We start from the raw sequence: 17,057 nt of genomic DNA, 5'->3' as shown, positions 1-17,057 counted from the left end.
TTAATTTTTCTTGAATACAATCTGTTCTGCATGTTTTTTTACAATAAAACCAAAGAAATTCCTCAGTACTTCATAATCTTCCGGGGCGAATAATGCTTTTTTGAAAAAAAGTTTACTCCTGAGCATTATATTGTCGCCCTGTTTTGCAATAATGTATTCAAAACTTCCTTCGTTGTCATTGAAGTTTACCCTCGCACTTTTAGGCATTTCTTCCACCCTATAGCCTTTAGGAATTTCCATCGTAAGCAAGTAAGTTTCGTTAAGGCAGAAAGGCATTTCTACAGGATAAAGACGCTCTGCAGATACAAATAAATTTTTTTCATACCCTTCCTTCAACATTGGATTAAAGTAGATAATATCTTCATCGCCGTCACCCATATCGGCTTTAATATCATACTTTACGGTAAGCGGGAAATCGTATATTTTAAACGAATCAATACTGAGGTTCTCAAAAGAAAAACCCTGAGGATAACCCTCTGTAATTTCTTTCATTATTTCCTCATTTTTCTTCCCCAGGAATTTATCCCGAAAACTCATGCTTGTAAATTTTCCATTCATTCCATAATACCCACCTTTCATTTTTCCCTGTGTGTCATTGGTAAGCTGTACGCTGATAATGTCAACATTTGAAATTGAATCGGCATCTAAGGTTACAAGAGCCGGCATCCGGTCGATAATTCTTGCAGACCGGTTATAACAGTCAGTTGGCAGGTCGCCAAACCCGATTTTTGGTCGCGAGGCATCGAGTAAAAACACCTGTCCAGCCAATTCTACCCTTGCAATCACATAATTATATTGATTTAATAGGGCCACTGTTTCATTTACAATACCATTGTCGCGTGTACTCAATAAAACCGGTACTGCATAATATCCTGCTTTCTTAAGCATTGCAGTCAATAACATATTTATGTCTGCAACATTTCCTGTTTTCGACTGATATGTTTTTTTGAGTGGTTGCGACAACCATCTGGCATCGTAATCTGAGCAGGTATAATTATCGCGGATAAATTCAAATATTTTTTTTGTTGTAGCTACATCATCTCCCAGTGTCATAAGCCGTTTCACTTCGTCTTTCAGCCAGCCATTATCATCATAGATTTCCTTTGAAAAATCCGGATCCTTCATTAAGTCACTTGCTGTACTGTACCAGTCTTTAACAACATATGAAACATTCGTTTCCGAATACTTGATAGCCCTTAACTGGAAATGTATACGACTGATATGATTGCTTGCTGTTGAGATAAAAGATTCCGCTTTAAATGCAGGTATATCTTTTATAGCCCAGGTATTAGTGGTTGCTTCACCCGAGAGCGTTAATACATCAGATGACATTCCTGCATTTGAGGATGGGATGCGTATGGTATAGGTTTTGAATTTCTTTGAGCCCTGGTTTATCGTATATGGCAGGTAACCATAACTTGTGGTCAGGTAATCAAAAATAAAAGGAATTGATACTGTGTACTCGCTCCACAAGACTGGATAATTGTCCTGGAAAGTCCATGATTTGAGCCTGCTGTAATAAGGTGATTTAACAGCATATTCATACTCAATAATGCATCCCTCTTTAATATCAGGCAAAGTGAATTTTCGTATCGACAACTCGCTATTCACTTTTTCAGTCAGAACATCATCCTTATTTAATTTCTTTTCTACCAACTGTCCATTTTCAATGAAAAAAGTTGATGCCTGGAGGTCTGTAAGACGCTCTGTAGAAATCGTATTTCCACCCGAATAGAGTTGAATTGAAACAGTGGCTTCATCAAAAGCAGTTCGTTTACGAATCAGCACTCTTTTATGATGTTTAAACACAAGCGAAAAGTCGCCATTATTATTTCCTTCAAAATCGGTACTGGCTATATCCGACAATACAATTGCGGCATCGCCAGAATCTACTACCGGGGAAGTGATTGCGAAATCTTTAGATTCAATTTTCCCGAATTTTATATTTGGTCGATTTTGCGCTGAAACATAAGTTGTCAAAATGTTAAGCAGTATAATTATAGCAATTTGTTTCATATAAAATAGTTTTATTCACTCTTTTTAAAAACTAGTTGTTCTCCATTTTTCTTTACGATATTCATAAAAAAAGTGCGTAAGGCGTTGTACTCAGTTTTTTGAAATATTATTCTCGATGCATTTATCAAATTTGAAATAGCGACACTTTGGCTATCTTTCCTTGTTGTGTATTCATATCTGATATCATTCCCATTCATATTTAATTTAGAAGAGGAAGGAACCTCCTCAATTTTATATCCTTTAGGAATAGCGATTTCTATTTGATATTCTTCTTTAAATTTATATGGTAGTTCAACAGAGTAATTTCTTTGGGTTGAAATAAACGGATTTTTGGTCCATTCATTTAGTAAAATTGGGTTAAAATAGAGAACTGACGCATCTGGATCTGTTGTATAATTCATTTCTATATGAAGCTGCAATGGCTTTTCAAATTGATCTAATGAGTCAAATGAGAAAGATAATAATTTAAAATCCGATGGGGTGTTTGTAAGAATTTGTCTTACTATTTCTTCTTCTTTACCGGAAGTTATTTTGTTACGGAGTTGGAAACTTTCAATCTTACCATATACTATTTTGATAGTTGCTCTCATGCTTCTGTCATCATTGGCAATTTTTATATTGGTATATTTATTTTCTTGCAATAAATCGGGAGATAAAACTACCGGCAAAGCAGTATTATCAATTATTCTCCCCATTCCATTATAACAGTAGACGGGTATATCTCCAAATCCAAGTTTTTTATGCGCTCCATCGAGAATATAATATTGCCCATTAATTCTAACGCGACAAAGAGTATAGTTAAACTGCGCTGGTAATGCGTAATTTTGATTTACGAATCCATTTTCTCGTGTACTTACAATAAACGGGGTGCTTTGCAAGCCTGCCTTTCGAAGCATTGCCACAAGTAGCATGTTTAGATCTGCGGCCGTTCCTGTCTTTGTTTCAAATGTTTTTTTAAGTGATTGCGAAAGCCACTTTGAATCAAAATCAGTACAAACAAATCTGTCTCGTATAAATTCATAGATACTCCTACTGGCCTCTAATTCACCTTGTTTATTCATTTTTCCGACAATTTCATTCAGCCAATTATTATCTTCTTCTAATTGAGCACCAAAATCTGGATCTTTTAGTAAATCTTTTGCTGTCTCACTCCAGTCTTTTATTACTTTAGTTGTGCTTGTAGCAGAATAATTAATACTTTTTAATTGAAATTGAATTCGCTTAATATGATTTAAATTAGAATATACAAATGGCTCTGCTAAAAACGGGGGTGCATCTTTGACTGCCCAAACATTCACAAGAGCCTCCCCCGAAACTGTAAATACGTTATTATCCTGCATCTTACTAATAGGATCACGTATCGTATATGTCTTTGGCACATATGATAATTCATTTACTGTATAATCAAGATAGCCGTAAGTTGAACTGATATAATCAAAAAGTGGGGGGATAACGACTTTGTATTCGCTCCAAAGCGTTGGATATTCAGATTGAAAATTCCATGACCGAAGTCTGTTATAAAACGGCGATTTAACTTTATACCTAAATTCAATTATACAACCTTCTTTTATATTTGGAAAAGTAAATTTTCTCAAAACTCTTTCTCTGTTTACTTTTTCCTGGATCACAGCATCCTTTTTCCCCTTAGTTTCACTAATCCTACCATTCTCCCTGGTATAAGTATACGCTTCAAAATCTTCTAATTTTTCTGTTGAAGAAGAATTCTCACCATTATACAGTGATATAAAAATCGTAGCTGCATCAAAACCAAGTCGATTTTTAATTAAAATGCGCTTATGATGCTTAAATACAAGTGTGAAATTACCATTCCCATTACCTTCAAATTCAGAAACTCCAACATCTGATAATACAATAGCTGGAGTACTAGTATCAGATGTAGTTGATTGAATATCAAATTCCGTAAGATTAACTTTCCCAAATTGTGTATATTGTCTTGCTTGTCCGAAGGATCTGTTAACCAATAAGCAGGTCAATAAAACCACATAGAAATATATGCGCATAAAGAAGAAATTTGTAAAAATTTTACAAATGAAAAGAGGCTTAGCAAGGGGGGGGCTAATATCCTATTTATTAATTTCTAAGCTGAAAAATACTTCTCTTTATATCTCAAAAATACTTTCTTAAAATTAATTTTATCAGCGCTCTAAAATATATAAATATTTGATACCAGAAACAGATCCCCCAAAAAAAATTAATGACTATTAAACAACTGGCATATAAACTGGGTTTCGACTATTGTGGCATTGCAAAAGCTGTTCCATTGGATGAAGATGCACGCAGGCTTGAAAAATGGCTGCTCCAAAACCACCATGGAAATATGCAATACATGGAAAATCATTTTGAGCTGAGGATAGACCCTGCCAAACTTGTTCCCGGCGCTAAATCTGTTATTACCGTTTTAAAAAATTATTACCCTTCCGAAAAGCAGTCTTCTGATGCACCACGCATTTCAAAATACGCCTGGGGCAAAGATTACCATGAGGTAATCCGTGCACAACTAAAAGAATTACTTGATGAATTAAGAAAAACATATGGTGATATACATGGAAGGGGGTTTGTTGATTCTGCACCGGTACTTGAAAGAAGCTGGGCTACACGAAGCGGGGCTGGCTGGATTGGCAAAAATGGCAACCTCATTACTAAAAACAGTGGCTCCTTCTTTTTCATTGCCACACTCATTGTAGATATTGAACTTCCCTACGATGATCCTTTTGCCAAAGATTTTTGCGGCACCTGCAGAAAATGTATCGATGCCTGCCCTACTGATGCTATTCTCGACAATAAAACAATTGATGGTAGTAAATGCATCAGCTATTTTACCATCGAATTAAAAGATGCACTTATTCCTGCTGAAATGAAAGGCAGGTTTGAGAACTGGATGTTTGGCTGCGATACCTGTCAGGATGTTTGTCCGTGGAACCGTTTCAGTAAACCACATCATGAAACCGATTTTAATCCTTTACCAGCCATTCTTAACCTGGGTACCAGAGAATGGGAGGCTTTATCTGAAGATACTTTCAAACAACTCTTTAAACATTCACCGCTGAAAAGAAGTAAATTCAGTGGTATTCAGCGTAACCTTCGTTTCTTACAGCATGAAAGCAATGCTCAATAAAAAAATTTTACTTGAAAAATTTCCGGGTAAGGGAGGCTGGACTTTTGCGCGGATTCCTGAAATAAAACAGGAAAAGAGTAACCCTTTTGGTTGGGTAAAAGTAAAAGGAACCATTGACGGGTATGAAATCAACCAGTATAAGTTAATGCCAATGGGCAATGGTCAATTATTTCTACCGGTTAAAGCCAGTATCAGAAAAATCATACAGAAAGAGGCAGGAGATTATATAATGGTCACATTGCATCCCGATAATGACCCTGTAATTACACCCGATGAGCTACTGGATTGTTTGACTGATGAACCAAAAGCGTATCAGCAGTTTTTACGATTTAGTGAAGGACAGCAAAAAGAATATATTGACTGGATATATGCCGCAAAAAAAGAATCAACCCGGATTGAACGCATGGCTAAAACTATTGCCAATATTTCAAATGGGCTGACTCTTACCAAAACTAAAACTGAACCCTCGTAAATATATTACCAAAGGCTAAACCCTGCTTTTAATGATAATCTTCGGAATGTATAGTCTGCTTTTCGTTCTGTCGGGTTTCCAACTGGCATTGGCCAACCCCATATCCAGTCTAAACGTTCATCATATCTTTCACTGAATGTTTTTATAGAATATCCCAGGCTTACTGAAAGATTTTTTTGTTTTCCCAATTGAATATCGTAGCCCACACCAAGGTCTGTATACCAGCCCATTTCAAACTTGCTTTTTGTATTTCCGCCCTGTATAAAGAAAATTCTATACTGATTTTCCAGCGGCCATGGAATATTGTAACCAATATTGGCAAATGCAAATGCTTTTTTATTACCTCCAAAATAGTTTCTGAGGTCTGCAAAAACAGGCACTGATCTTACTTTATAATAATCAAGCCCTGTTCCCATTCCGATTCTCCAGTTTTTTGACAGGATACCTCCAACTACCTGAAACTGAAAACTGTTTGCCTGATCTCCACTCAGCATACCCAACTGTGGCATGAGGTATGATTTGCTTTTTCCAGGAGATTGTGCATTTATCTGCGTACAAACAAATACAATAAGTATTAAAAATATATTTTTCATTGCTTGTTCTTACTTGTGATTGATCAATTTTGAGCCACCTGCATTTTACTGATGACTTTTGCATTAACAAGGTCATGGTAATCGATCAGGTAAATTCCGTCTTTAGCCACCACAATGGCGTAGCCCTGATAGGCAATTACATCATTGGCCTCAAAACCACCGATGGTTTTAATAAGGGTTATATTTGAAACATCTGCTGCGTTAAATAATTTCAAGCCTTCAGTTCCATCACAAATAAACAATGTTGATCCGTCTTTTGACAAGCCTTTGGGAGATTGTAAAGGGTAGGTTTTTACGAGTTGAGGAGAGGTAAGGCTTTTTACATTTACTACATCCAGTTGGTTACTGAACCCACCGCAAAAACTGCCTCCTTTTAAAGTTACATAAGCATAATCGCCATCAGCAATTACCGGATCGCAGGCTCTTACATGTACAAACTGTCCAAGCGGCTGGGGATTATCGGGGTTATTGGTATTGTAGATATACATACCCGCCTGCCCACCAATAAAGAGGTTATTCCTATACGGGAAAAGTGTTTCAATTCCACCCTGGTTCAGGTCTACTTTCTTTACATAGACGGGTTCATCGGCTTTTGTAACATTGAACACTTTAAGGTCATCATGGCTAACGGTATATAACCTGCTTTGTTGCAATCCAAAACGTGCAGTTGAACCTGCAATACCTGTTGCTGCAGTACCGGCAAAGCTGCCTCCTGTTGAGGCACGAAAGGAGGACCACATCATCAAACCCCTTGCATCAAATTCAAAATTTCCGGATACACCACCACTCATTCTTCTGCTGATAACAGTGTCTACTTTTACCCATTTTTGGATGACTTTACCTGTATCGGCTGTATATGCTCCATAATACCTGTGTGGGAACACACCATTCAGGAATTGTTTTACGCTTATATTTTTGGGATCACTGATATCAATTGTTACAAGGTCTGTGTAACAATCTGCGTACAGGTTATTACCATTGATCGCCAGGTCTGCGCATCCGGGGATATAAATAAATGCAATTTTCTGCGGATTGGAAATATCTGACAGGTCAATAACATGGATTCCTTTATCAATATCGTTGAGAAACAGGTAGTTTCCCATCAACACAATTTTGCCCGGGTTGGTAATAGACGTTGAAGGCGAGTTTTTTATCCCTGCTTTAACTTCATCCTTTGTCTGGTAAACAGGGCGGTAAAAACTGTATGATTCTTTTACCGTGTCTTTCATACAGGCAACAAAGAAAATGGGTAGCGCCAGTAAGCAGTAGCGTAGTGTTTTCATACAAATGGTTTAATACCGGTTTGACTCTGCACTACCTAACAACGTTGCATGGCTCCTATTTTCTTTTATCCAGCAGAAAAGACAGGCGTATTGATGGTCTGAAAAGATGTTGACTTACACCAGGTTGTTTCGACAAATTACTCAGCATATACTGCATCTGCGGGCCCAGGTATATTTTTTTGGATTTACCCAGTCCAAAGTCAAGCCCGCCTGATACATCTACCTGAAATGAACGCAATAAAGACCTGTTCTCAAACAGATAAGCTCCTGCATTAAATGAACCCAAATGAAGTCCATTACTTCCCAATAAAGCATTTACACCAATCCCCCCATACCATTGCATCTCAATTTTCTTAAACCAGTTTAGTGAATGATAATACCGGATTCCAAGTTGAATAAAATGATAGTAAGAAGTATAGGAAGCACTGTCTTTTACAGCATAGTATTCATTTCCATCATTAGTGGTATTTACATTATTGAATTGTATCGTACCGGTATTGAGATTACCTACTCCGGTTCTGGTAGTATATAGATGGTAACCTGCAGTAAGTCCAAGTGCATGCTGTTCTTTTTTCCCAAGTTTTCTTACTACTTCAATCGAAGAACCAAATGAAAATGCATCTCTTACTACAGGCTTAAATCCTGGGGCATTACTTCCTGTTCCCGGCGATCCTGTAATGGGGGCGGAAGCACCGGAAAAAGCATTATCATATGCACGGGTATTCGTTTGTTCAAGTAGTGAACGAATGGAATTCCTGATACCGCTGGTTCCGGCATTAAAGCCTATTCGCCATTGCCATTTATTGGCTTTTACGGTTTTCTTATTTGTAACCGCAGAATCAGACAAAACAGGCTTTACGGGTTCTGTTTCCTGTGTTATGGTGACTGTATCTTTTTTTTCGGCCTGTATTCCGGTAAATGAAGTAGTATCTGTCTTTTCAGGTTTTTTATCCGCTACCGGGTCTTTCAGTAATGCCAGATCAACCGTATTTGTATTTACTACAGTAGCAGATGGCAATACTTCTTTTTCATTCTTCAAGATATCCTGTGTTAGCGTCTGTACAGCTGCCTTTGGTTTTTTGTTCAACTGAACAACTGTATTGCCATAAGATGGCCGGTTAAGATTTGCCTGTTTTATTGAAGCAGCAGTAAGCGGAATTTTATTTGATGATATGTTTTTAGTGGCCGCTTGCGGATTATCGCTATGAGAATCTTCTATTGTTTTTATTTCAGTAGCAAGCGTGATACTGTCCTTTTGGATCAAAGGTGTTTCCTGAACAGGTATACTTATGTTTTTTTGTACCTGATTTTTATTGCTTAATTCCTTTCTGCCGGATTGTTCCTGTATCAACCACCAGAAACCAGTACCCGACAATCCTGCCAAAAGGAATACCATCCATAAAACCCATCTGCGTTTACGTTCTTTTTTTAAACTGGCAGCCACAGATTCCCATACTGCTGCATTGGGTTTCATGCGCAAGTCAGAAAGTTCTTCCCGAACCTGTTGTTCAAAAGACTTATCGGACATAACGATCTTTTTTTCCGTTTACAGAATGTTTTTCCAGCCAGCTGATGAGTAATGCCCTTGCGCGGGCGTATTGCGATCGGCTGGTTCCTTCACTGATCCCGAGTATTTTTGCAATTTCTACATGGGTATACCCTTCTACTGCATGCAGGTTGAATATGGCCTGGTATCCGGCAGGTAATTGCCTGATCAGATTCAATAAATCCTTCATGTGCAGCTGAATATCGGGCTGATGATTATCTACCGGGTGTAATTGTGTATCCTCAAAACCCAGGTCTAACTGGTAACGGGGCTTTCGTTTCAGGTAATTGATGGCTGTATTTACCATAATTCGCCTGATCCATGCACCCAGATCGCCCTCCGACCGGTACTGGTGAAGGTTCTGGAACACTTTTATAAAGCCCTGCTGTAATACTTCCTCGGCATCATGCATGCTTTTTGTATACCGATAACAGGTACTGAGCATCTGCTCCGCATAGGAGTCATACAACTGCTTTTGGGCAGCCGGATGTTGTTTCAGACAGTCTTTTACCAATCTTTGTTCGTCTTGCATGCAGTGAATTCAATGTTTTGACACATTCTGTTGTCCTGACGTTGCATCATTTTTAAAACTGCGCAAAACTACCTCCACGACAGGTCCTTCTGCTACCGTTTACATATTACATTTGCCGTATGAGTATTACCAGTAAGGACCAGCAATATATATGGCACCCTTTTACCCGTCAAAAAGATATGGCAGCTCCTCTAGCAATCGTTAAAGGCAAGGGCACTTTATTATTCGATGAAAAAGGGAACAGTTATATTGATGCAATCAGTAGCTGGTGGGTAAATCTTCATGGGCATGGTCATCCTTATATTGCTGAAAAAATTTATCACCAGGCGCTGGAACTGGAGCAGGTAATTTTTGCCGGTTTTACGCACCGGCCTGCTGTTGAGCTGGCTGAACGTTTACTACCCATATTGCCCGGGTCATTTGCCAGGATATTTTACAGTGATAACGGATCAACTTCTACTGAAGTGGCGCTTAAGATGTCTATCCAATACTGGTGGAACAGAGGAGAAAAGCACCGGAATAAAATTATTGCTTTTAAAAACAGTTATCATGGCGACACTTTTGGTGCCATGAGTGTAAGTGACCGAAGCGTTTTCACACTGGCTTTTCATGAATATTTGTTTGATGTGGTTTTCCTTGATACTCCTACTGAAGCTAATATTAGCAGCCTTAAAAATATTATGCTAGCGCATGCACCTGATACTGCTGCATTTATCTATGAGCCACTGGTGCAGGGTGCAGGCGGAATGAATATGTATGATCCTTATTTGCTCAATGAGTTATTAAGCACGGCTCAGTTGACTAATATTATTTGTATTGCGGATGAGGTAATGACTGGTTTTGGACGCACAGGTAAACTATTTGCCAGCGAATACATGCCCAACAAACCCGATATTATTTGCCTGAGTAAAGGATTAACCGGTGGAACCATGGCCCTCGGTGTAACAGCCTGTAGCCACAGGATTTATCAGGCTTATGTAGATGATGATGCATTAAAAACTTTTTTTCATGGTCATTCATTTACCGCTAATCCACTAGCCTGCACTGCTGCACTGGCCAGTCTTGATTTGCTGGAAAAAGAAGATTGCCAATCACAGATAGCATGGCTGGGCACCTCTAATCTGCAAATGGCAGATACCCTGAAAAAAAGCAGCCTTCCTGTTAAAGATATTCGTTGTCTGGGTACCATACTGGCTTTTGAAATAAATGAAGGCAAGAAAGAATACCTGAATCAAATTGGGTCTATTGTCACCAGCAAAGCAATGGAGCAGGGGGTTTACATACGCCCTCTTGGAAATACCGTTTACCTGATGCCGCCCTATTGCATGACGCCTGATGAATTAGCTAAAACATATCAATGTATTATACATATACTACATGAGATTGGTTAACTAATTGTGTTTACCGGATAAAACACCCTGATAAATCACCAATAATGAGTAGCTGAACAGCCTGCGGAATGAATAATTTTGTATTTAAAGGCAGTAAATAACGTTATTTGTATTTTCCAACTTTTGATGTTGGATATATATTATTCAGGATAAAATCCAAATCGCATGAAGTATTTTTTTTATGGTTTTTTATTTATTTTTTTTGCTACCCAGGTAATCGCTCAAACCCCTACACTTACCAAAGGTGAAACCATTTCGTATCTCGATAAAAAAATCAAAGAAGCCATTGGGCATAGCTGGACTAACAATAATGGTTCTATTGGGAAAATATCGTCAGCTACCGTAATTCAAACCACTAGAGGAGTAAAAATTGAATTTAAGGTCGACTATCAACGTACTTATAGCTATGAATTCAACCCTAAATTAATTAGTTCTATCGGGGATCATACGAATGGAACCTCTTCTCCGGTTAATGAGATTTATATTAATTTGAAAGGGAATGTGTGCATTTATTATAATAATGGGCAAACCAGCAGTGTTGCATATTCCAATTTTCCGTATCTGAAAGCAGACCCGGACAATTTTCAAAAAATCTCTAAAGCATTTAACCACTTAAAAGCTTTATTAGCCGCAGAAGATGATCCTTTCGGACAGTAAGTAAAGGACTGTTTTACTTAATAGCCGGCTTAAAATTTCAATCACCACAAACTTCCTCTATGTCTATATTTCGCACCTTAACTACTGCCATTTTACTGAATATTTTTTTGTGTGTTTCTGTATCTGCACAAACGAGTGGCAGTGGTGATGTATCGGCTATTGAAAGCAAGGCGAATCTGATTGAACAGAATAAATTACGGATTGAACAATACAAAATTCAGCTGCTTTCTCTAGACAGTGCTTTCAAAGCACGTTTAAAGATAATGCAGGCCGAACTGGCAGCGCTTATAAAGGAACGCGATGCCTTAATTGACGATATGAAAAAGGGCGCCAAATGCAGCCAGTGTGGTAAATACAAATCTGAATTTGAAAAACAGGGTATTGACTTCGTAAAACACCTTGGTGAAGTAAAAGGTTATGCAGTGCCTGCCACCACCCCGGAGTTGGAAGCCACCCGCCAAAAATACAACGAACGAATTGCCTTAAAGAGGGTACAGATACAGAACTATGAAAAAACAGATAACGGCAAAATAGCCAAACAGAAACAGATAACGGATCTGGAAACCGCCAATCAAACATATTGCAAAGACATTACTGCGCTAAGTAAATCCTATGATACAAAAGTATTCGCTGAAGCAAAAGCTAAACATAAAATGTGGGCACAGGAATTGATGAACTATGTAGCAGATATTTTGATTGCAGAAGATAAAGCATCAATTTATAAAGCCAGGGTCATTCGCTTTGAAAATGAGTTTCGGAAAGCTTCCGACTCTGTCAGGAATGCTGTTAAAGAAAAAACAGAAGCTGAACAGCAGAAGAAAAATGAAAAAGTAAAAATTAATGAAACGAATATTTATACCCTGAAACAACAGCAGGAAGAATACATAGATCCACTGGAAGAAAAACTAACCACCTTAAAAAGTGAAAAAATAAAAGTAGATCAGCAGTTACGAGCGCTTAACCTTAAAGACAGTATTAAGCAGGTTTTAAAAATACAGCAAACAGGATTGGTTAGAGATATTGTTGCTATTGAAAAAGACATCCTCACTTATAAAACCAATACAAAAAATAAAATAACGGCACTAGAGAAAGAGAACCAGCAACTGAAGAAAGAAGTCTGGGATCTCACCGTTAACCTTTCCAAAGTACAGGAAGCTGAAGTAGCTAAACTCAAACCTGTTTACGATCGAAAAAAAGCTGATGCCAATCTTGCCGCTTCAAAGAGTATGACAGATGCGAGTACTGCCAGATCTGTTTATAGCAGTAACATAAATGATTACAGAACCAAGCAGCAGGATTATTATAACCTGATCGACAAAGAAATGTACCGGATGCTTACAGCCTCTCAAAAAGTTTCCTGTAGTATTTACAATGAAATCAGGGGAAAAGTAAGCAGCGACTGGAATCAGGTTATTGGTTGTGTTCAGAATGTGGCAGCTTCTGCCAAGCCTTATGGCACTAATGTTTTCAATTCTTATTGTGAAACTACTTTCTCCGATGGAAGTATGTTATCGGGATATAAAAGTTTCCTGCGGGGATTGAGTCCTGAAGATGAAGCTGCCGTAAAAGCCACGAGTAATGCAACCTGGTTTGAGTTATTGAAGAAACAATAATAATTATTGTTTCTTTCGTGGGGGCGGTTTATAATCATAGGGTAACATAGTTGCCAGTTTTTCCCACCACCCCCAGTAGCCGGATGAGATCATATCAATACCCTCATAGTAACTCCCGTTGGCCAATACAGCGATTGTTTTTTTTCGTGGCAAAAATATTTCGGAAACAACAGCCGATTTGGCTTGCACCGATAATCGGTTCGCTTGCAGGTATTCGTCTGGCACTTGCTTATACAAGTAAATTACCTGTAAATGGTCATCAAAAAATAAACCAGCGGTAAAACTGTCTATTGCAAAAGCAATACTATCACCCGGTAAAAGTTTATCAATAAGTACATTCATTTTTTCAGGCTGGCTCATCACTTTCCGGTAATAGGCGGCCGTGTCCATATTCCCTTCTCCCAGTATGCTGTCATTTACTACAATCCTGCCATTGGAATTGCTGTAAGCGCGTTTATTAAAAACCGTTCTTACTCTTTTCTTTTCTTCTTCACTTATTTTGATCAGCTTTCTCACTTCAAAACCTTCCTGCAGCAGTTTATTTCTGAATAAGGATCGCATAAAATGCATGAGTGATCCATAATAGGCATCTGCTCTATTGTCTTCCCATCTTTGCTGCAGACGTCTTCTTCCGGTTTCCATTTCTTCAAACAAAGGATATCCCTGGAAATAAAAAATACGGGTACTGTAGTTGTATTCAAATGTTTTGAGATCGTATTTCAATGTATATCCCAATGCACGGTTTTCGAGTACAATAGGCTCATCGGCAAAAGCACGTAATATGTTTTCTTTTTTATTAAAGCGGAAGCGTACTGTTTTTGGATTCATGAGTTTACAGTCTTTCGCCAATGCAGATGTACCAATAAAATTATCGAGGAAAAACTGCCCATATTTTTCCCAGCCATTTTTTTCATATGGCTCTACAATTACTTCTTCCAGTATATTAATTCTTGGTTTGAGGTTTATTTCTATTGTAAGTGGTAACTGGGCATACTGAATAGTGGTTACATACGATTCGTAGCCAATACAAGATACCACTACATCATACCTTCCGGGTGGGAAATGCTCAAGTGTAAATAAACCTTCTGCATTGGTAACCGTTCCGATGGAAGTGTTACTCAAAAATACATTGGCAAGGTGAATGGGTTGTCTGGTATCGGCAGCCAGTACTTTTCCTTTCAGGGTATGCTGTGCTACCGCTGTTTGTGTTACGAAACAAAACAGAAATAAAAGATATACTATTCTCATGCCCTGCTTTAAAACAACAATTTCAATGAAAAAAGCCATCCGAAAAAACGGATGGCTCAAATATTAACCTCATTTAACATTGATTACAGACCAAATAGTCCACTGTTCAATAGTTGTAATGTTTTGGTTTTATGTTCACTGGGTACCAGTAAGGAAATATTGTGTGGGCTTCCTCCATAACTTACCATGGTTACCGGAATTTCCTGAATGGCATTAAACAGTTTCTGTAATACCAGTTCTGTTTGTGCAATTTCATTACCCACGATCGATACAATAGTTTGGTTTTTCTCCACTTCTACTGTTCCAAATGGTTCCAATTCTTTTACAATACCCGCCAAGGCCTCATCGGTATCAATAGTAACAGACACTGCCACTTCTGAAGTCGTGATCATATCGATAGATGTCCGGTATTTTTCAAATACTTCAAACACTTTACGCAGAAATCCATATGCCAGTAACATACGGCTGCTTTTTATTTTGATCGCAATGATACCATCTTTGGCGGCTACTGCTTTTACGCCAACACTACCTGCTTCTTTGGTAATAACTGTTCCGGCTGCTTCCGGTTGCATGGTGTTGAGTAATTTTACGGGCACATTTTCCTGTTGTGCCGGCCAGATACAGGTAGGGTGCAATATTTTTGCACCGAAATAAGCGAGCTCGGCAGCTTCATCGAAACTCAATTGTTCAATAGCCACTGTTTTGTTTACAATTCGTGGATCATTATTGTGCATTCCGTCGATATCTGTCCAGATTTCACAAACAGATCCATTAATAGCTGCCGCTACTAATGATGCAGTATAGTCGCTTCCTCCACGCTTCAGGTTATCTACCTCACCCCTTGCATTACGACAGATATACCCCTGTGTAATAAATAATTTCTTGTTTGCATGCTGTTGCAGAATCTGGTTGAGCTTGGCTTTTATTACGCTGAGCTGGGGCTCTTCATTCGTATCAATCGTCATGAATTCCAACGCAGGTAATAACATATGGTCTATTCCCTGCTCTTCAAGGTAACAGCAGAAGAGTTTGGTACTCATCAATTCACCCTGTGCCAGGATATCTTTATTCAATGCTTCACTAAAAGAAATACGTAGAATAATATTCAGGAATTCAAAATGCTCTGATACCACTGCATTGGCTTTTGTACGCAGGCTTTCTGTTTTAACAAGTTCAAGTACAAAACTGCGGTAATGTGCTTCAAGCTGATCAATCTTCTGTTTGGCAGCTTCTCTATTCCCTTCTGATAAACTATTGCTGATGTCGACCAGTGCATTGGTGGTTCCACTAAGTGCACTCAATACCACGATTTTGGATTCGTCATCTTTTGTGATCAACTGCGACACCTGACGCATACGTTCCGGCTTGCCAACACTGGTGCCGCCAAACTTCATTACTTTCATAATTCCCCCTCCCCGTTTTAAATGGTTGTTAAATGAGGTGCAAAGGTAACTGAAGGTGTGTAAAATGCAGCAGGATTTTAAAGAACGATTGTTAGTCTATACGCCCTTTCCAACTGAGCCAATATTGAATGAACTTTGGCACTGCTTACCACTTCATTTCTGTTCATACAGCCCGTTATTTATTTATTGAAAATGCTGATTTAATAATGCTGAAAAATCGATTGTGTTTTTTATATTAGCAAATTATTGAATACACTATGAGAAAGTTAATAACCCTGTTTGCCTGTATTTCCATTTATTATACAGCTTTTACACAGGAAGTAAGAGTGTACACAGAATCTGATGGAAAAGGAGGGGTAAGGCTTATGGCTGAAAAGAAAAGACCTGGTTCAGTTACCATTGAAGTTAACTTTTCGGAGCTCAGTGGTTACCGATTATCAGGTAGCAACCCACTTGTACAAACTGTAAACTCGCCTGTGAGTAATATCGGAACCTTATCGAGAGAAGCTACAGGATTTAATTTCAATTACAGGTACAGTTATAAAACCTATACAGGTAAAAACATGTCGAAAGCAGATACGCTTTACCCCTACCTCATGCCGGTTAAGCATGGTAATCCTGTACTCACTTCCGGATCTTATCATATTGGAGAAGTGGTAGGAAAAAAGTCAAATAATTATTATGCAATAGGCTTCAGTTTCCCGATTGATGATACTGTTTTTGCAACAAGGACAGGCACTATCATTGCCACTACAATGGCAGAAACAGAACGTGGCGATCAGGAATTATACAATGAAAAGGCAAGAGGAAATATTAATATTGAACATGAAGATGGAACTGTTGCGCGTTATAATTTTATTCATCCGGTTAAAACTTTGGTTGAACCCGGCGACTTTGTTATTCCTGGTCAGCCGCTTGCTGTATTTTCAGGCAATAAGAATACCAATACATTGCTTTTCAGCGTATCTTATCTCGACCTGAAGTATACTGATGATCTTGGCAGTCATTATAAAGCCTTGCGTCCCAGGTTTTACATTGATGCCAGTCAGACAGATTTATTATTGCCGGGCAAGAATTACACCTCAATTCATCCTTATGAAATCATCACAAAAGAATTGAGCAGCAAACAAAAAAAGAAACTGGGTTTATCGCCCAAACAATAAGTGG

Annotated in this window: 14 protein-coding genes; 6 read left to right on the top strand and 8 right to left on the bottom strand. The window is 38.4% G+C overall.

Features of this window, described 5'->3' with window-relative positions:
- Both KXJ59_RS01370 and KXJ59_RS01365 read right to left on the bottom strand, forming a co-directional pair.
- Complete coding sequence (locus KXJ59_RS01370) at nt 1-2,016, bottom strand: transglutaminase domain-containing protein (RefSeq protein WP_295200304.1); 2,016 nt, start codon at nt 2,014-2,016, stop codon at nt 1-3.
- Nucleotides 2,017-2,027: 11 nt separating this feature from the next.
- Nucleotides 2,028-4,037: a DUF3857 domain-containing protein gene (locus KXJ59_RS01365; RefSeq protein WP_295200301.1), complete on the bottom strand. Its 2,010-nt coding sequence runs from the start codon at nt 4,035-4,037 to the stop codon at nt 2,028-2,030.
- Between the two features lie 194 nt (nt 4,038-4,231).
- On the opposite strand from KXJ59_RS01365, the gene queG reads away from it, so the two are divergent.
- Nucleotides 4,232-5,152: a tRNA epoxyqueuosine(34) reductase QueG gene (gene queG, locus KXJ59_RS01360; protein WP_295200299.1), complete on the top strand. Its 921-nt coding sequence runs from the start codon at nt 4,232-4,234 to the stop codon at nt 5,150-5,152.
- Nucleotides 5,133-5,624, top strand: coding sequence for a YdeI/OmpD-associated family protein (locus KXJ59_RS01355; RefSeq protein WP_295200296.1), 492 nt, complete (start codon nt 5,133-5,135; stop codon nt 5,622-5,624). The genes queG and KXJ59_RS01355 overlap by 20 nt, the downstream gene beginning before the upstream one ends.
- A gap of 5 nt (nt 5,625-5,629) precedes the next feature.
- Here the strand turns inward: KXJ59_RS01355 and KXJ59_RS01350 are convergent, their stop codons facing one another.
- The 4 genes from KXJ59_RS01350 to KXJ59_RS01335 are packed head-to-tail and all read right to left on the bottom strand — an operon-like array spanning nt 5,630 to nt 9,578.
- Nucleotides 5,630-6,217 (bottom strand): hypothetical protein, encoded by a 588-nt coding sequence (locus KXJ59_RS01350; protein ID WP_295200295.1) that lies wholly within the window; start codon nt 6,215-6,217, stop codon nt 5,630-5,632.
- Between the two features lie 23 nt (nt 6,218-6,240).
- Nucleotides 6,241-7,500 (bottom strand): hypothetical protein, encoded by a 1,260-nt coding sequence (locus KXJ59_RS01345; RefSeq protein ID WP_295200292.1) that lies wholly within the window; start codon nt 7,498-7,500, stop codon nt 6,241-6,243.
- A 55-nt stretch (nt 7,501-7,555) separates the two neighbouring features.
- Entirely contained in the window at nt 7,556-9,028 is a 1,473-nt protein-coding gene (locus tag KXJ59_RS01340; protein ID WP_295200289.1) for a hypothetical protein, read from the bottom strand.
- Entirely contained in the window at nt 9,018-9,578 is a 561-nt protein-coding gene (locus tag KXJ59_RS01335; protein WP_295200288.1) for a sigma-70 family RNA polymerase sigma factor, read from the bottom strand. The genes KXJ59_RS01340 and KXJ59_RS01335 overlap by 11 nt, the downstream gene beginning before the upstream one ends.
- Before the next feature lie 119 nt (nt 9,579-9,697).
- Between KXJ59_RS01335 and bioA the strand changes: the two genes are divergently transcribed.
- The 3 genes from bioA (at nt 9,698) to KXJ59_RS01320 (ending at nt 13,239) form a co-directional block, all read left to right on the top strand.
- Entirely contained in the window at nt 9,698-10,969 is a 1,272-nt protein-coding gene (bioA, locus tag KXJ59_RS01330) for an adenosylmethionine--8-amino-7-oxononanoate transaminase (protein WP_295200286.1), read from the top strand.
- Nucleotides 10,970-11,134: 165 nt separating this feature from the next.
- Nucleotides 11,135-11,626, top strand: a complete 492-nt coding sequence (locus KXJ59_RS01325) for a hypothetical protein (protein WP_295200284.1) — start codon at nt 11,135-11,137, stop codon at nt 11,624-11,626.
- A 59-nt stretch (nt 11,627-11,685) separates the two neighbouring features.
- Nucleotides 11,686-13,239 (top strand): hypothetical protein, encoded by a 1,554-nt coding sequence (locus KXJ59_RS01320; RefSeq protein ID WP_295200281.1) that lies wholly within the window; start codon nt 11,686-11,688, stop codon nt 13,237-13,239.
- Between the two features lie 3 nt (nt 13,240-13,242).
- Here the strand turns inward: KXJ59_RS01320 and KXJ59_RS01315 are convergent, their stop codons facing one another.
- Nucleotides 13,243-14,487: a carboxypeptidase-like regulatory domain-containing protein gene (locus KXJ59_RS01315; protein ID WP_295200279.1), complete on the bottom strand. Its 1,245-nt coding sequence runs from the start codon at nt 14,485-14,487 to the stop codon at nt 13,243-13,245.
- Between the two features lie 83 nt (nt 14,488-14,570).
- Nucleotides 14,571-15,890, bottom strand: coding sequence for an aspartate kinase (locus KXJ59_RS01310; RefSeq protein ID WP_295200276.1), 1,320 nt, complete (start codon nt 15,888-15,890; stop codon nt 14,571-14,573).
- Between the two features lie 257 nt (nt 15,891-16,147).
- Between KXJ59_RS01310 and KXJ59_RS01305 the strand changes: the two genes are divergently transcribed.
- On the top strand, nt 16,148-17,053 hold the full coding sequence (locus KXJ59_RS01305) for a hypothetical protein (RefSeq protein WP_295200274.1): 906 nt from the start codon (nt 16,148-16,150) through the stop codon (nt 17,051-17,053).
- Nucleotides 17,054-17,057 lie beyond the last annotated feature (4 nt).

Origin of the sequence: Sediminibacterium sp., from assembly GCF_019264485.1 — a bacterium.
In the GTDB taxonomy this organism is placed as follows: Bacteria; Bacteroidota; Bacteroidia; order Chitinophagales; family Chitinophagaceae; genus Sediminibacterium.
Note: the sequence above shows the minus strand (reverse complement) of the source record. Positions and strands in the feature narration are given on the sequence as shown.

Excerpts from the sequence above, each read along its gene's own strand:
- KXJ59_RS01370 (WP_295200304.1), bottom strand. The coding sequence starts at position 2,016 with ATGAAACAAATTGCTATAATTATACTGCTTAACATTTTGACAACTTAT.
- KXJ59_RS01365 (WP_295200301.1), bottom strand. The coding sequence starts at position 4,037 with ATGCGCATATATTTCTATGTGGTTTTATTGACCTGCTTATTGGTTAAC.
- queG (WP_295200299.1), top strand. The coding sequence starts at position 4,232 with ATGACTATTAAACAACTGGCATATAAACTGGGTTTCGACTATTGTGGC.
- KXJ59_RS01355 (WP_295200296.1), top strand. The coding sequence starts at position 5,133 with ATGAAAGCAATGCTCAATAAAAAAATTTTACTTGAAAAATTTCCGGGT.
- KXJ59_RS01350 (WP_295200295.1), bottom strand. The coding sequence starts at position 6,217 with ATGAAAAATATATTTTTAATACTTATTGTATTTGTTTGTACGCAGATA.
- KXJ59_RS01345 (WP_295200292.1), bottom strand. The coding sequence starts at position 7,500 with ATGAAAACACTACGCTACTGCTTACTGGCGCTACCCATTTTCTTTGTT.
- KXJ59_RS01340 (WP_295200289.1), bottom strand. The coding sequence starts at position 9,028 with ATGTCCGATAAGTCTTTTGAACAACAGGTTCGGGAAGAACTTTCTGAC.
- KXJ59_RS01335 (WP_295200288.1), bottom strand. The coding sequence starts at position 9,578 with ATGCAAGACGAACAAAGATTGGTAAAAGACTGTCTGAAACAACATCCG.
- bioA (WP_295200286.1), top strand. The coding sequence starts at position 9,698 with ATGAGTATTACCAGTAAGGACCAGCAATATATATGGCACCCTTTTACC.
- KXJ59_RS01325 (WP_295200284.1), top strand. The coding sequence starts at position 11,135 with ATGAAGTATTTTTTTTATGGTTTTTTATTTATTTTTTTTGCTACCCAG.
- KXJ59_RS01320 (WP_295200281.1), top strand. The coding sequence starts at position 11,686 with ATGTCTATATTTCGCACCTTAACTACTGCCATTTTACTGAATATTTTT.
- KXJ59_RS01315 (WP_295200279.1), bottom strand. The coding sequence starts at position 14,487 with ATGAGAATAGTATATCTTTTATTTCTGTTTTGTTTCGTAACACAAACA.
- KXJ59_RS01310 (WP_295200276.1), bottom strand. The coding sequence starts at position 15,890 with ATGAAAGTAATGAAGTTTGGCGGCACCAGTGTTGGCAAGCCGGAACGT.
- KXJ59_RS01305 (WP_295200274.1), top strand. The coding sequence starts at position 16,148 with ATGAGAAAGTTAATAACCCTGTTTGCCTGTATTTCCATTTATTATACA.